Origin of the sequence: Curtobacterium sp. JUb34 (assembly GCF_003755065.1) — a bacterium.
In the GTDB taxonomy this organism is placed as follows: Bacteria; Actinomycetota; Actinomycetes; order Actinomycetales; family Microbacteriaceae; genus Curtobacterium.
Window position 1 is genome coordinate 271272 of the sequence record NZ_RJVH01000003.1, and the last position, 15106, is coordinate 286377.

Below are 15106 nucleotides of genomic sequence, written 5' to 3' on the forward strand. Positions count from 1 at the left end.
GGGGCAGGCGTGGGGTCATGAGGTGGATCTGTGGAGAACTCGTCGGTGGCGGCGTCAGCGGGGCTGGTCGCCGGGGTGGTCCCCGTCGGTGCCGGTCTCGTCGGTGCCGGTCTCGTCGGTGCCCGTCCCGCTGTCGTCGGTGCCCGGGGCGCCGTCGTCGATCCGACCGGACTCGTCCTCGTGCGGGCGGGAACCGGTGGCGTCGTTGAGCAGGTCCTCGAGTGCCTTGTCGAACGCGTCGTCCTCTTCCGTCTGCGCAGGGTTCCGCAGCCGGGCGACCAGGGCGTCCGGTGCGTCGACGTCGTCGGACGTGGGCACCAGGTCGAAGTGCGACCAGAGGGCATCACGCTGCTCGGCGCCGAGCTCGTCCGTGACCCGCTGCCACATCGCGGCGGCCTCGCGCAGACGGCGGGGGCGCAGCTCGAGGCCGACGAGCGTCGCGAAGGCCGACTCGGCGGGCCCGCCGGCCGCCCGGCGACGGCGGACCATCTCGGCGATGGCGCCGCTCTTCGGCAGCCGGACGGTGGCGGCGGCGGTCACCGTGTCGACCCAGCCCTCGACGAGGGCGAGCATGGTCTCGAGTCGTGCCAGCGCGGCGTCCTGCTCGGGCGTCCTCGGCGGGATGAGCGCACCGGAGGCGAGCGCGTCCCGCAGCTGCTCCTGGTTGGTCGGGTCGATGTCCGCCGCGAGCTCCTCGACGCGGTCGAACGGGATGTGGATGCCCCGCGCGTAGTCCGTGATCGACGAGATGATGTGCAGACGCAGCCACCGCGCGGAGCGGAAGAGTCGCGCGTGGGCGAGTTCCCGGACCGCCAGGTAGATGCGGACCTCGTCCTCGGAGACGTCGAGTCCCTCGGCGAACTCCGCCACGTTCTGCGGCAGGAGTGCAGCGACCTGCTCGTCCAGCAGGGGCACGCCGACGTCGCCGCCGGAGACGACCTCCTTCGACAGCTGGCCGACGACCTGGCCCAGCTGGATGGCGAACAGCGCACCGCCGACGCCGCGCATCGCCTTCGAGACGTCGCCGAGCATCGCCTTGAGCTCTTCGGGAGCCCGCTGGTCGATGGCCTCGGTCAGTGCGTCGGCGATGCTGAACGCCACGGGCTCGGCGATCTGGGTCCACACCGGCACCGTCGCCTTCGCCCACTGCTCACGCGTGTAGAGGCTCGGGGTGGCGGTGAGCTCGGCGACCGTCGTGACCTCGTCCAGCCAGAGCGCCGCGACCTGGAACGCCTGGTCGGCCGCCTGCGAGGCCACCGGGTCGACGGCGTGGCCGCCCTCGCGGGCGATCGCGGTCGCGCGCTCGGCGGTCGCGGAGAAGTCGATGCCGTCCCCGCCGGACTGCGCGGCACGCTGCAGCTGGCTCATGAGGTTCGCGACGAAGGCCGGGTCGTTCGGCAGGCCAGCCGCCCCGGCGAGCTGCGACGGGTCGATCTGGCCCTCGCCCGAGAGCAGCTTGCGCAGCATCTCCTGGAAGTCGTCGTCCGGCCCCGGCTGTGGTTCATCAGGCATGCCGACTACGCTAATCGCTGCTCACGGGGCCGCACCTGGGATGCCCCCGTGGGAACGCCCGAACCGCTGCGCCGAGGGCGAACAGTCCCGCCGTACGGCGAGGACGACCGCCCCGCCGCCAGGCCCGGCGACCGCCCCTGGAAGGACCCCGCGTGACCCTCTTCGCCCCCGCGCCCCGTCGTCGTTCGCGTGCCAGGACCGTCGGGTGGGCGTTCGTGATCGGGGCAGTGGTGCTGGGCATCCTCGCGAGCGTGCTGCCGAGTCCGTACCTGATCGAGGTCCCCGGACCGGTCTACAACACCATCGGGACGCAGGAGCAGGGGACGGGCAAGGACGCGAAGGACGTCAAGCTGATCCAGGTCTCCGGGCACGAGACCTACCCCACCGCCGGGGCGCTCGACATGCTGACGGTCGGCATCCAGGGCGACGCGACGAACCGTCCGTCGTGGACCAGCGTCGTCCGCGCGATCTTCACGAAGTCCGAGGCCGTGATCCCGGTCGAGGCGATCTACCCGACCGGCACCACGACCGAGCAGGTCAACCAGCAGGACTCCGCCGACATGCAGGCGTCGCAGCAGTCCGCCGTGGCCGCGGCGCTGATCCAGCAGGGGAACGACCTGCCGACCGAACTCGAGGTCGGCACCGTGCAGCCCGGCTCGGCTGCCGACGGTCCGATCGAGAAGGGCGACGTCATCACGGCCTTCGACGGCACCTCGCTCACGACGAACGCCGACGCCACCTCGCTGCGCGAACTCGTCGCGAAGCACGGCACGTCGACCCCGGCGACCGTCACCATCGAGCGCGACGGTGCGACGAAGGACGTCCGGGTGACCCCGCGCGACGAGCAGGGCACCGCGCTCCTGGGCGTCGGCGTCACCGAGAAGTACGACTTCCCGTTCGACGTCTCGATCACGCTGCAGGACGTCGGCGGCCCCTCGGCCGGCATGATGTTCGCGCTCGGGATCATCGACGAGATCACGCCCGGCAAGCTCAACGGCGGCAAGCACGTCGCGGGCACGGGCACGATCACCGCAGACGGCGAGGTCGGGGCCATCGGCGGCATCCGGCAGAAGCTCTACGGGGCACGGGAGGCGGGCGCGACGGTGTTCCTCGCCCCGGCCGACAACTGCGACGAGGTCGTCGGGCACGTGCCGGACGGGCTCGACGTCTACAAGGTGTCGACGCTCGACCAAGCCGTCACCGACCTGCAGACCATCGCCGACGGGAAGAGCACCGCGAAGCTCGCCCGCTGCGGTTCCTGACCGGTTTCCTGAGTCCTCGCACAGTTTCACACTCCGCCCGGTCCAATAGGATCAGTGCACTGACGGCCCGCCGCGAGCCGGGCCCGCCGGTCCGACACGTCTGGAGCACATCAAGTGACGACAACCTCGTCCACCTCGGGGCGGCGTTCGCCGCGGGTCCCGATCGTGGTCACGATCATCGTGCTGGCCGCACTGGTGATCGGCTTCTTCATCTTCGCCAGCCTGTACACGGACTACGCGTGGTTCGCGCAGCTCGGGTTCCAGCAGGTCCTCACGACGCGGTGGATCGCAGGGACCCTGATGTTCCTGGCGGGCTTCCTCGGCATGGCGGTGCCGGTCTTCCTGAGCATCGGGCTGGCCTTCCGGTACCGCCCGGTCTACGCGAAGCTCAACTCGCAGCTGGACCGGTACCAGCAGGTCATCGAGCCGCTGCGTCGCGCCGTCATGATCGGCATCCCGGTGGTGCTCGGCATCTTCGCCGGGTTGTCGACCTCGGGGCGCTGGAGCATGGTGCTCGAGTACTTCAACCGGACGCCGTTCGGCAAGACGGACCCGCAGTTCGGCCTCGACATCGGCTTCTACGTCTTCGAGCTGCCGTTCTGGCGCTCGATCGTGGCGTACTCGTCGGCCGTGGTGCTGATCGCCGGCCTCGCCGCCCTCGCTGCCTGCTACCTGTACGGCGCGCTGCGCTTCGGGGGACGTGAAGTCCGCATCTCGCGTGCCGCGCGCATCCAGCTCGCCGTCACCGCAGCGCTCTACATCGCGCTGCAGGCCGTGAGCCTCTGGCTCGACCAGTACGCGGCGCTCACGAAGTCGAACTCGCTCATCACCGGTGCCCAGTACACCGAGGTGAACGCGGTCATCCCGGGCCGCGAGATCATGGCGGGCATCGCCGCGATCGTCGCGATCCTGTTCATCGTCACGGCGATCATCGGCCGCTGGCGCATCTCGATCGTCGGGACCGGGCTGCTGCTCGTCGCCGCGATCGTCATCGGGGGCATCTACCCCTGGATCGTCCAGCGCCTGCAGGTCAAGCCCTCGGAGCGCACGTACGAGTCCGCGTACATCGAGCGGAACATCAAGGCCACGCGTGACGCCTACGGTGTCTCCGACGTCAAGGAACAGAACTACGACGCCACGACCGAGGCCAGCTCCGGCGCCCTCGCGCAGGACGCCCAGACGACGGCGAACATCCGCCTCATCGACCCAAAGATCGTCTCCGACACCTTCAGCCAGCTGCAGCAGTACCGGCAGTACTACCAGTTCCCGGACGAGCTCGACGTCGACCGTTACGACGTCAAGGGCGAGACCGAGGACACCGTCATCGCGGTGCGCGACATCGACCTCGACGGGCTGAGCTCGGCCGCGAACACCCAGTACAACCGGGCGTTCGTGTACACCCACGGCTACGGCGTGACCGCGGCCTTCGGCAACCAGCGTGCGAGCGACGGCAAGCCGGTGTTCCTCGAGTCGGGCATCCCGTCGAACGGTGCGCTGGGGGACTTCCAGCAGCGCGTGTACTTCGGTGAGACCTCGCCGGCGTACTCGATCGTCGGCGCCCCGAAGGGCTCGAAGGACGTCGAGCTCGACTACCCCTCCGGGTCCGACGACGACAACGGCGGGAACGCCACCACGACGTACTCCGGCGACGGCGGACCGAGTGTGGGCAACTTCTTCAACCGACTCGTCTACGCGGCGAAGTTCCAGTCGGAGCAGGTCCTGCTGTCGGACGCCGTCAACAAGGACTCCCAGATCCTCTACGACCGCGACCCGATCACGCGTGTGCAGAAGGTGGCTCCGTACCTGACGGTCGACAGCGACGCCTACCCGGCGATCGTCGACCACCGCATCCAGTGGGTCGTGGACGGCTACACGACGAGCGACGCCTACCCGTACTCGCAGAGCCAGAGCCTGTCGGACAGCATCGCCGGTTCGGAGTCCTCGGCGTACCGCACCGACCAGGTGAACTACATCCGCAACTCGGTGAAGGCCACGGTCGACGCCTACACGGGCAAGGTGACCCTCTACGCGTGGGACACCAAGGACCCGGTGCTGAAGACCTGGGAGAAGATCTTCCCGACGTCGGTCAAGTCGGTGTCGAGCATGAGCGCCGAGCTGCTGGACCACGTCCGGTACCCGACGGACCTCTTCAAGGTGCAGCGGTCGATCCTCGGCACGTACCACGTGACGAACGCGAACTCGTTCTACTCGGGTGACGACGCGTGGAACACGCCGCAGGAGCCCACCACGACCGGTGGGACGGACAGCGACGCGAGCGCGGCGGACACGTCGACGACCACGAACGCCCTGGGCGCGCAGACGACGACCGCGAGCAAGGCGAACCTGCAGGACCCGTACTACCTGACGATGAAGGTGCCGGGGCAGGAGACCGCGTACAACCTGTACACGACCTACATCCCGCAGCAGTCCGCCGGCGCGAACAACCGCAACGTCCTGACGGGGTACCTGGCGGCCGACTCCGACGCGGGAGGTGCGGGCAAGGGCAAGAAGGCGTCGGGCTACGGCAAGCTCACGTTGTTGACGATGCCGAAGACCGACAACATCCCGGGCCCGGCGCAGGTGCAGAACCTGTTCAACTCGGACACCACGGTGTCGCAGGAGCTGAACATCCTGAAGCGCGGCAACTCGACGGTGAAGCAGGGCAACCTGCTCACGCTGCCGGTCGGCGGCGGCTTCCTGTACGTGCAGCCCGTGTACGTCCAGTCGACGTCGAGCGGCTCGTACCCGCTGCTGCAGAAGGTGCTGGTCGCGTTCGGCGACAAGATCGCGTTCGAGGACACCCTCGACGAGGCGCTCAACTCGCTGTTCGGCGGTGACTCCGGTGCTGCTGCCGGCGATTCCGATGCCAGCGGCTCGGGGAGTGGATCCGGCTCGTCGGATTCGGATTCGGGTTCGTCCGGCTCCGGCTCCGACTCCGACACGGGGTCCGGTTCGACGGGCGGTACGAGCGGATCGGGTGCCACGGGCAACGACGCGCTGCAGCAGGCGCTGTCCGACGCGAACGACGCCCTGCAGGACCGCCAGCAGGCCTACGCCGACAACGACCTGGTCGCCGCGGCCGAGGCCGACAAGCGCCTGCAAGAGGCGATCGAGGCCGCGACCGCAGCCGAAGACGGCAGCTGACACGCCGTGGCGGGGCACACGATTTGTGCCCCGCCACGACCGTGTGTAGGCTATTCAACGTGCCGCGGGGTGGAGCAGTTCGGTAGCTCGCTGGGCTCATAACCCAGAGGTCGTAGGTTCAAATCCTGCCCCCGCAACCAAGCGTCACACGAAAGCCCCGGTCCGAAAGGACCGGGGCTTTCCTCGTTTCCGGACTCGTGCACGCGGGAGCGCGCCGCGGTGCGCCGCGGCGCGCCGGTACGCTCGGCGGATGGGCACCCTCACGATCGCCGCCGCGCAGTTCGCTCCCGCGGACGACAGCGCCGCGAACCTCGAGACCGTCCGGGCCGCGGCCGTCGACGCCGCCGCGCGGGGAGCGGCCCTGCTCGTCACGCCGGAGTACTCGTCGTACTTCACGGCCGAGATCGACGACCGGTTCGTCGCCGCAGCGCAACCGCTCGACGGCCCCTTCGTGTCCGGGCTGCAGGACATCGCCCGCGACACCGGTGTCGCCCTGGTCGTCGGGATCGCCGAGACGACAGAAGCAGCGACGACAGAAGCAGCGACGACAGAAGCAGCGACGACGGGCGCGGCGACCACGGCGGGCCCCGCGCGCTTCCGCAACACCCTGGTGGCGGTGCTCCCCACCGGCGAGCTCGCGGCGACGTACCGGAAGGTGCACCTCTACGACGCCTTCGGGTCGCGGGAGTCCGACCGCATCGAGTCCGGCGATCCGGAGCAGCTGCCGGTCTTCGAGCTCGAGGGCGTCCGCATCGGACTCGAGACCTGTTACGACCTGCGCTTCCCCGAGGTCACCCGGCGGCTGGCCGCACCGGAGCACGGTGCGGCCGACGTCGTCGTGCTGCCGGCCGAGTGGGTGCGCGGCCCGGGCAAGGAACACCACTGGCGGACGCTGCTCACGGCGCGGGCGATCGAGAACACCGTGTGGGTCGTCGGCGTCGGCCAGACGCCGCCGATCGGCATCGGCGCCTCGGTGGTGCTCGACCCCTCCGGCGTCGCGGTCGCCGCCGCCGGGTCCACACCCGGCGCACTCGTCGCGACCGTCGACACCGCCGTGACCGCGGCGGTCCGGCAGGTCAACCCGTCGCTGGCACTCCGGCGGTACGACGTCGCGCTGCGCGCCCTGCCCGGAGGCGCGGCTCGCCCCTGACGCGTGCGTCCCGTCCGGTGCGTGGTCGCGGCTGCGCCGGTGGCGGGATCGGGCTCAGGACGGCGCGTGGAGGCGTGCCAGGCGGTCAGCGGCGTCCTCGAGGACCGAGCGCCGCTTGCAGAACGCGAACCGCACGAGCGACCGGTAGCCCGCGGCGTGGTCCGGTCGGACGAACGCCGACACCGGCACGCCGACGACCCCGGCGAGTGCGGGCAACTCCAGACAGAAGGCCCGCGCGTCGTCGTACCCGAGCGGCGCGGTGTCGGCGATCACGAAGTACCCGCCGTCCGGGCGCATCACGTCGAAGCCCGCTGACCGGAGCCCCGAGGCGAGCAGTTCGTGTTTGGCGGCGAGTTCGGCGGCGATCCCGGCGAAGACGGCGTCGGGCAACCGCAGTCCCACGGCGACGGCCGGCTGGAACGGCGCCCCGTTGACGAAGGTCAGGTACTGCTTCACCGTCGTGATCGCGTCGACGAGCGTCGGGGGAGCGGTCAGCCACCCGATCTTCCACCCGGTCGTGCTGAAGGTCTTGCCGGCGCTCGAGATCGACACCGTCCGTTCGGCGGCTCCGGGCAGGGTGGCCATGGGCGTGTGCGGGACGGTGAACGTCAGGTGCTCGTAGACCTCGTCGGTGACGATCACGGCGTCGTACCGGGTCGCGAGTTCCACGATCGTGCGCAGGACCTCGTCGGGCAGGACCCTGCCGGTCGGGTTGTGCGGCGTGTTGACGAGGACGACACGGGTGCGGTCGGTGAACGCGGCCCGCAGGGTGTCCTCGTCCGGCAGGAAGTCGGGGGCCGTGAGGGGCACCGTGACGTGGGTGCCGCCCGCGAGCCGGACGAGCGCGCCGTAGGCGTCGTAGAACGGTTCGAACGTGATGACCTCGTCGCCCGGTTCGACCAGGGCGAGGAGCGTCGCCGCGAGGGCCTCGGTGGCGCCGGCGGTGACCAGGACCTGGCGCTCGGGATCGACGTCGAGGCCGTACCACCGCTGCTGGTGCTCGGCCACGGCGGTGCGGAGGTCGGCCGTCCCGCGTCCGGGCGGGTACTGGTTGACGCCGTCCCGGATGGCGCGGACCGCGGCCTCGAGCACCTCGGCGGGGCCGTCCTGGTCCGGGAAGCCCTGCCCGAGGTTGATCGCTCCGGTGCTCGCGGCGAGGGCGCTCATCTCGGCGAAGACGGTGGGCGCGGGGATGCCGTCCGGTCCCAGGAGCATCGCTCCCTCGGCTGCTCGCAACCAGGGTCCTGCCTGCCGCATGTGGTTCCCTCCGGTGACGGCGACGACGTGTCGCGCTGAACGGACCCCAACCTAGCTGGCCGTCCGACGGCGATCCGGGGACGGACCCACAGCCCACGCATAAGATCGGCAGAGGATGCTTCCAGCGTCGCCAGAAGCACCGCTCAGGTGGTTGCGACAGACTGCACGAGCTTGAAAGGAGCACGTCCAGCATGACCGACACCACGCCCAACGGGCAGGGCGACGAACGCCGTCCGGACGATGCGGCATCGCCTGCCGCCAGCGAGGACGCCGCCGCAGCGGCCACGAAGGGGAACACGTCGATGCCGAACGACTCCGAGCAGTTCAACGACGCCGAGCGGTCCGACGCCGCAACGCCGCACACGGCTCCGTCCGACGACGCCACAAGCGCCGACCACACCGATGTGATCCCGTCGGCGACCGACCACCCCACGGACCGCTACACGGCTCCGTACCCGACGCTCTCCGGTGACCAGCAGCGCGGCCCCGGCCAGCAGCAGACCGGCTACGGACAGCAGACCTCGCCGTACGGGCAGGCGTCCCAGTACGGGCAGCAGCCTGCGGCCGACCAGACGAGCCCGTACGGCCAGCAGTCGCAGTACGGCCAGCAGAGCCAGTACGGCCAGCAGTCGCAGTACGGCCAGCAGAGCCAGTACGGCCAGCAGTCGCAGTACGGCCAGAACCAGCAGAACCAGCAGAGCCAGTACGGCCAGCAGTCCCCGTACGGCCAGAACCAGCAGCCGCAGTACGGCCAGCAGCCGACCGCGGGTCAGCCCCGGTACGGCGAGTACGCCCAGCCGGCCTCCGCCGCGGCCCCCGCGTCCTCGTCGGAGTACGCGACCGCATCGGCGCAGGCGCCGCAGTCCGCCACGAGCGCCTTCGGCGACGTCGACGGCGCGAACCAGCGCAACGGCCACTACTTCGACGACAGTGCCTCCGGCGCGGCCTCGACCGCCGCCGGCACCCGCTCGGGCCGCAGCAAGCTCGTCCTGCCGATCATCGCCGGACTGGTCGTGGCAGGTCTGGTCGGCGGCGGTGCCGGCTGGCTCGCCGGGTCGTCGCAGGGTGGCACGGTCACCTCGTCGCCCGGATCGTCGCAGGGCGGCAACCTGACGGTGAACGACTACGACTCCGCGACCGTCGTCACCGCGGTCGCGGCACAGGCGACACCGTCGGTCGTGACGATCAACGTGTCGGCGAGCAGCGAGGCCGGGACCGGCTCGGGCGTCGTGATGAGCAAGGACGGCTACATCGTCACGAACACCCACGTGGTGACGCTCGACGGCGACAGCTCGAACGGCCGCATCACGGTGACGACCTCGAACGGCAAGATCTACGCGGGCAAGCTCATCGGCACCGACCCCACGGTCGACCTCGCCGTCATCAAGATCGACGCGACCGACCTCAAGCCGATGGAGTTCGCCGACTCGTCGAAGCTCAACGTCGGTGACACCGCGGTCGCGATCGGTGCGCCCCTGGGCCTGTCGAACACGGTCACGGACGGCATCGTCTCGACCCTGAACCGCAGCATCCAGGTCACGTCGAGCGCTCCCAGCGAGGGCGGCGACTCCAACGAGGGCGGCAACGGCGGCAGCGGTCCCTTCGACTTCTGGGGCAACGGCGACAACGGCAGCAGCTCGTCCGCGAACACGACGGTCTCGCTGCCGGTCATCCAGACCGACGCGTCGATCAACCCCGGCAACTCCGGTGGTGCGCTGCTCGACGCGAAGGGCAAGCTGATCGGCATCAACGTCGCGATCGCGTCGGCCGGCAGCTCGTCGTCGTCGGACTCGGCGGCCGGCAGCATCGGCGTGGGCTTCTCGATCCCGTCGAACCTGGTGGAGCGCGTCGCGAACGAGATCAAGGACAAGGGCTCGGCCACGCACGGTCTGCTCGGCGCGACCGTGGGCGATGCATCCGAAGACGCGAGCGCGACCCAGATGGGTGCCCTCATCAAGTCGGTCTCGTCCGGCGGGGCGGCCGCGAAGGCCGGTCTGCAGAAGGGCGACGTCGTCACGAAGATCGGTTCGGCGACCGTCTCCGACGCGACCGACCTGACGGCGCAGGTCCGCTACTTCGCGGGCGGCGCGTCGACGACGATCAGCTACATCCGGAACGGCCAGTCCCACGAGGCGGACGTGACCCTGGGCACGTACGACAGCAAGGGCTGACGCCACCACGGACAGGACGGGAGGCCCGGTGCACGACGTGCGCCGGGCCTCCCGTCCGTCTGCGGGCCGCGTCGCGGGCGCACCGCAGGTTCCGGGTTCGGGTCTTGATAGGCTCATGGTCGCTCTGCGGGGCGGCACCGCCCCGGTGCGTCCCGTGCACCCAGCCAGCACCCCGAGGTACGCATGCAGACAGACGGACAGCCCCTGCCGGGCGTCTCGTACGTGATGCCCGTGCTCAACGAGGTCACCGAGGTCCGCGCTGCGGTCGCCAGCCTGCTCGACCAGGACTACTCCGGCGTGTTCGAGGTCATCCTCGCGCTCGGCCCCTCGATCGACGGCACGAACGAGCTCGTCGCCGAGATGAGTGCGGCCGATCCGCGCATCCGGGCGATCGACAACCCGGTCGGGTCCACACCGGCGGGTCTGAACGTCGCGATCCGGGCGTCGGTGCACCCCGTCGTGGTCCGTGTCGACGCACACTCGGTCCTGCCGCCGGACTACACGCGCATCGCCGTCCGCACCCTGCTCGAGTCCGGCGCGGACAACGTCGGCGGCATCATGCGCGCCGAGGGCCGCAGCCCGTTCGAGCGGGCCGTCGCGCTGGCGTACGGCAGCCGCGTCGGGCTCGGCGGGACCCCGCACCACGTCGGCGGGACCGCTGGCCCCGCCGAGACGGCGTACCTCGGCGTGTTCCGTCGCGACCGCCTGTTCGAGGTCGGCCTGTTCGACGAGGGCATCAAGCGTGGTCAGGACTGGGAGCTCAACCGACGCCTGCGCCAGACCGGCGGCACCGTCTGGTTCACCCCCGAGCTGGTCGTCACCTACCGCCCGCGACCGAGCCTGAAGCGCCTGGTGCGGCAGTTCGTCGCGACCGGGTTGTGGCGCGGGGAACTCGCCCGCCGGTTCCCCGCGAACAACGGCCTGCGGTACTTCGTGCCACCGGCGATGGTCGCGGCGATGGCCGTCGGGATCCTCGCCGGCATCGTCGGCATCATCGGTGCGGCCCTCGGCAGCCCGGTCGCCTGGGCACTGCTCGGGTTCGCCGTGCCCGCCGTGTACCTGCTCTTCGTCATCGTCGGGTCGGTCGCCGTCGCGCGTCGGTCCGGGGTGGCGACCTTCCTCTGGTTGCTCGTGGTGCTGCCCTGCATCCACGTGGGTTGGGGGCTCGGTTTCGTCATCGGGTTCCTCACCCGCACCTCCCAGTTGACCACCCACACCGGACGGTGACACGCATGACCGACCACGCCACCCCCGGCCGCGGATCCGCACGCCCGACGTCGATCGCCGAGCTGCGGGCCGTCGCCCAGCCGGACGAGGTCCGTGCCCGCGCCAACGCCGAGCACTGGACGGCGTCGCTGTACCTGCGCGACGTCTCGCCGTACCTGACCTGGGTGCTGCTGAAGACCCGCGTCAGCGCGAACCAGGTGACCGGTCTGATGATCCTGGTCGGGTGGAGCATCGCCGCGGCCCTGCTCATCCCGGGCATCTGGGGCGCAGCGCTCGCCCTGGTGCTCGGGCAGCTGCAGATGCTCGTGGACTGCTGCGACGGCGAGGTCGCCCGGTGGCGTGGCACCCGGTCGCCCGCCGGGGTGTTCCTGGACAAGGTCGGGCACTACACGACCGAGGGGCTGATCCCGGTCGCGCTGGGCATCCGTGCGGCCACCTGGCCGATCCACGGCGCCGACTGGATGTGGACGACGATCGGTTGCGCCCTCGGTCTGGTCATCGTTCTGAACAAGGCACTCAACGACATGGTGCACGTCGCCCGCGCGAACGCGGGGCTCGACAAGCTCGTCGACCGACGCGACGCCTCGACGGCGCCGTCCGGCCGGAAGCTCGCCTCGCTGCGCCGCCTGGCCCGGTTCCTGCCGTTCCACCGCCTGTACCACTCGGTCGAGCTGAGCATGCTGGCGTTCCTGTTCGCGCTCATCGGACTGGCGATCGGCGACACGCTCGCCAGCCGGATCCTGGTCGGTGCGCTGCTGCCCCTCGCCGTGCTGGCGACCGTCGGGCACTTCCTGGCGATCATCGCGTCGAAGCGGGTCAAGGCATGACCGACGACGCGGAGACCGCAGACCCGGTGACGCCGGGGACGGTGCGTCGCCATGCGGTCCCGCAGCACCGTGGGCGGCCGCGCGTCGCCGTCGTGAGCCTGTCGCAGGGCACCCGGCCGGAGGACCTCCGCCGCGGGCTCGACAGTGTGCTCGCGCAGCAGGGCGTCGAGCTCGACGTGGTCTGCGTCGGCAACGGCTGGGAGCCGACCGGTCTGCCGGACGGGGTCCGGACGCTGGCGCTGCCGGAGAACCTCGGGATCCCGGCCGGACGGAACGCCGGCGCGGAGATCGTCGACGGGGACTACGTGTTCTTCCTGGACGACGACGCCTCGATCCCGTCGGTGACGTTCCTGCAGGACGCCGTCGCCCGGTTCGAGCGCGACCCCTCGCTCGGACTGCTCCAGCCACGCGTGGTCGACCCGACCGGCGCCGCGAACCCGCGTCGCTGGGTCCCGCGCATCCGCAAGGGTGAGCCGGACCACTCGTCGCCGGTGTTCTCGGTGTGGGAGGGCGCCGTGGTGCTGCCGATGGACGTCTACCGGGTCGTCGGTGGCTGGGGTGCCGAGTACTTCTACGCCCACGAGGGCATCGAGCTCGCGTGGCGGGTGTGGGACGCCGGTCGACGTGCCTGGTACGCGGGCGACCTGGTCGCCCACCACCCGGCCATCGACCCGGCGCGGCACACCGAGTACTACCGCCTGAACGCCCGCAACCGCGTCTGGTTGGCCCGACGGAACCTGCCGGCGCCGCTCCGGCCGCTGTACGTCGGCTCGTGGGCCGTGATCCAGGTCGCACGCTGGTGGCGGCACCCGCGACGCCTGGCGACGTGGTTCGCCGGGATCCGCGAGGGCTGGACCACCGACTGCGGACCGACCCGGCCGATGAGCTGGCTGACGGTCGCACGGATGACCATCGCCGGCCGCCCGCCGGTCGTCTGACCACCCCGACCCACACCGCCACCGCCACCGCAGAACGGGAGACAGAGCATGCCGATCACCAGTGACCTGCGGACCGCAGTGCGCCTGGCCCAGCGGCTGCTCGCCTCGCGCCGGAGCCGCCGCGAACTCGCGCGTCGTCTGCCCTCGGTCGCGGTGCCGGCACCCGGCACGATCGAGATCGCGGTGTACTTCGCCGACGGCCCCGTGAACATGTACCAGGTGCGCCAGTGGTACGCACCGCTGGCCGAACTGGCGAAGACCCACCCGGTCGCGATCATCGCGCGCAGCCCCGGCACGATGACGACGCTGATCGACGAGTCGCCCGTCCCCGCCGTGTACGCCCGCCAGGTCGTCGACCTCGAGCACTTCGTCGAGACGCAGGCGCCGAAGGTGGTGCTGTACGTCAACCAGAACGCCCGCAACTTCCAGATGATGCGGTACGGGCGCATGTGGCACGTCTTCGTCAACCACGGCGAGAGCGACAAGATGTACATGACGACGAACCAGTTCAAGGCGTACGACTACGCGTTGATCGCGGGTGACGCCGCGCGTGGTCGGCTCGCCGAGGCCCTGTGGGACTACGACCTCGACGCCAGGACCATCGCGATCGGTCGTCCCCAGGCCGACCACTTCGCCGGCGCTGCCCCCTACCCCGACGACGAACGCACCGTCGTGCTGTACGCGCCGACGTGGGAGGGCGACCGGGGCGCCGCTGCCTACGGGTCGATCGCGTCCCACGGCACCACCATCGCCGAGCAGGTGCTCGCATCGCCCCGGCACCGCCTGGTGTACCGACCCCACCCGCGGAGCGGCGTGCTCGAGCCGACCTACCGCGCCGCGCACGAGCGCATCGTCGCGGCGATCACGGCGGCGAACACGGCCGACCCGTCCGCCCACCACGTCCACGACACCGGCGGGGAACTCGGCTGGCAGCTGGCGGACGCCGACGTGGCGATCACCGACATCAGCGCGATGATCTACGACCGACTGGCGGTCGGCAAGCCGCTCATCGTGACCCGGCCGGTGTCGCCGGAGGCCGACGTCGACGAGCGCGGGTACCTGAGCGACGCGAACTGGCTGACCGCGGGCGATGCGTCGTCGGTGCTCGCACGGATCGACGCAGCCGTGGGCGACGCCGCCGAGCTCGCCAAGCTGCAGCACTGGGTGGCGCAGTACTTCGGCGACACCACGCCCGGCGCCGCGACGGCCCGGTTCCACGCCGCCGTCGAGTGGTTGCTCGAGCGCTGGCGCACCGTCGCCGCCGAGCGCGGAGAGCGCTGACCCCCGTCTCGACGTGGTCACGGGTGCAGGCCGGGGCCGACGAGTGACATCCGCCAGAGGTACTCGGACCGGTCCGGGCGACGCCAGCGGACGATGACGACGCCGGTGTCCTGCGGATCGGCGCCGAAGACGGCGACGGACAGGTGTCGACCGGGCTCGAGCCGGCGGACCGCCAGTGGTGGGCTGTAGCCGGTGCCCAGGTGCGTGAGGGTGAGTCCGTCGACCGGTTCGTCCCCGGTGTTGACGAGGTCGTAACGGCGCGGGGCCTGCGAGCGGTCGATGGTGAACGGGACGGCGTACGCGGGTGCTGGGTGGTGCATGGGTGGAACGGTAGGGG

The 15106-nt window shown here is 70.7% G+C and carries 11 protein-coding genes and 1 tRNA gene; 9 read left to right on the forward strand and 3 right to left on the reverse strand.

Annotated features, from left to right (window positions below; translation table 11 throughout):
- Positions 1-54: 54 nt before the first annotated feature.
- Positions 55-1512, reverse strand: coding sequence for a zinc-dependent metalloprotease (locus EDF63_RS12470; RefSeq protein ID WP_123313354.1), 1458 nt, complete (start codon positions 1510-1512; stop codon positions 55-57).
- Between the two features lie 152 nt (positions 1513-1664).
- On the opposite strand from EDF63_RS12470, the gene EDF63_RS12475 reads away from it, so the two are divergent.
- From EDF63_RS12475 to EDF63_RS12490, 4 genes are all read left to right on the forward strand, one after another.
- Entirely contained in the window at positions 1665-2774 is a 1110-nt protein-coding gene (locus EDF63_RS12475; RefSeq protein WP_260233095.1) for a PDZ domain-containing protein, read from the forward strand.
- A gap of 165 nt (positions 2775-2939) precedes the next feature.
- Positions 2940-5918, forward strand: coding sequence for a UPF0182 family protein (locus tag EDF63_RS12480; protein WP_185021412.1), 2979 nt, complete (start codon positions 2940-2942; stop codon positions 5916-5918).
- Positions 5919-5981: 63 nt separating this feature from the next.
- Positions 5982-6058: transfer RNA gene (locus EDF63_RS12485), tRNA-Met, on the forward strand.
- Positions 6059-6168: 110 nt separating this feature from the next.
- The gene (locus EDF63_RS12490) at positions 6169-7068 is read left to right on the forward strand and encodes a carbon-nitrogen hydrolase family protein (protein WP_123313356.1); all 900 of its coding nucleotides are present in this window, start codon (positions 6169-6171) and stop codon (positions 7066-7068) included.
- Positions 7069-7122: 54 nt separating this feature from the next.
- Here the strand turns inward: EDF63_RS12490 and EDF63_RS12495 are convergent, their stop codons facing one another.
- Positions 7123-8325: an aminotransferase class I/II-fold pyridoxal phosphate-dependent enzyme gene (locus EDF63_RS12495; RefSeq protein WP_123313357.1), complete on the reverse strand. Its 1203-nt coding sequence runs from the start codon at positions 8323-8325 to the stop codon at positions 7123-7125.
- Positions 8326-8516: 191 nt separating this feature from the next.
- Between EDF63_RS12495 and EDF63_RS12500 the strand changes: the two genes are divergently transcribed.
- The 5 genes from EDF63_RS12500 (at position 8517) to EDF63_RS12520 (ending at position 14769) form a co-directional block, all read left to right on the forward strand.
- Complete coding sequence (locus EDF63_RS12500) at positions 8517-10496, forward strand: S1C family serine protease (protein WP_260233096.1); 1980 nt, start codon at positions 8517-8519, stop codon at positions 10494-10496.
- 183 nt (positions 10497-10679) lie between these two features.
- Entirely contained in the window at positions 10680-11723 is a 1044-nt protein-coding gene (locus EDF63_RS12505; RefSeq protein ID WP_123313358.1) for a glycosyltransferase family 2 protein, read from the forward strand.
- A 5-nt stretch (positions 11724-11728) separates the two neighbouring features.
- The gene (locus EDF63_RS12510; protein WP_123313359.1) at positions 11729-12550 is read left to right on the forward strand and encodes a CDP-alcohol phosphatidyltransferase family protein; all 822 of its coding nucleotides are present in this window, start codon (positions 11729-11731) and stop codon (positions 12548-12550) included.
- Positions 12547-13488 (forward strand): glycosyltransferase family 2 protein, encoded by a 942-nt coding sequence (locus tag EDF63_RS12515; protein WP_260233097.1) that lies wholly within the window; start codon positions 12547-12549, stop codon positions 13486-13488. Before EDF63_RS12510 ends, EDF63_RS12515 begins: the two co-directional genes overlap by 4 nt.
- A 48-nt stretch (positions 13489-13536) precedes the next feature.
- Positions 13537-14769 carry a hypothetical protein gene (locus EDF63_RS12520; protein ID WP_123313360.1) on the forward strand — a complete coding sequence of 411 codons (1233 nt, stop codon included), beginning with the start codon at positions 13537-13539 and terminating at the stop codon, positions 14767-14769.
- A 17-nt stretch (positions 14770-14786) separates the two neighbouring features.
- Here the strand turns inward: EDF63_RS12520 and EDF63_RS12525 are convergent, their stop codons facing one another.
- Positions 14787-15089, reverse strand: a complete 303-nt coding sequence (locus EDF63_RS12525; RefSeq protein ID WP_123313361.1) for a hypothetical protein — start codon at positions 15087-15089, stop codon at positions 14787-14789.
- Positions 15090-15106: the final 17 nt, after the last annotated feature.

What these genes read in the sequence shown, in the direction of transcription:
- EDF63_RS12510 (WP_123313359.1), top strand. Translation starts at nt 11,729, where the DNA reads ATGACCGACCACGCCACCCCCGGCCGCGGATCCGCACGCCCGACGTCG.
- EDF63_RS12495 (WP_123313357.1), bottom strand. Translation starts at nt 8,325, where the DNA reads ATGCGGCAGGCAGGACCCTGGTTGCGAGCAGCCGAGGGAGCGATGCTC.
- EDF63_RS12515 (WP_260233097.1), top strand. Translation starts at nt 12,547, where the DNA reads ATGACCGACGACGCGGAGACCGCAGACCCGGTGACGCCGGGGACGGTG.
- EDF63_RS12500 (WP_260233096.1), top strand. Translation starts at nt 8,517, where the DNA reads ATGACCGACACCACGCCCAACGGGCAGGGCGACGAACGCCGTCCGGAC.
- EDF63_RS12470 (WP_123313354.1), bottom strand. Translation starts at nt 1,512, where the DNA reads ATGCCTGATGAACCACAGCCGGGGCCGGACGACGACTTCCAGGAGATG.
- EDF63_RS12525 (WP_123313361.1), bottom strand. Translation starts at nt 15,089, where the DNA reads ATGCACCACCCAGCACCCGCGTACGCCGTCCCGTTCACCATCGACCGC.
- EDF63_RS12490 (WP_123313356.1), top strand. Translation starts at nt 6,169, where the DNA reads ATGGGCACCCTCACGATCGCCGCCGCGCAGTTCGCTCCCGCGGACGAC.
- EDF63_RS12505 (WP_123313358.1), top strand. Translation starts at nt 10,680, where the DNA reads ATGCAGACAGACGGACAGCCCCTGCCGGGCGTCTCGTACGTGATGCCC.
- EDF63_RS12520 (WP_123313360.1), top strand. Translation starts at nt 13,537, where the DNA reads ATGCCGATCACCAGTGACCTGCGGACCGCAGTGCGCCTGGCCCAGCGG.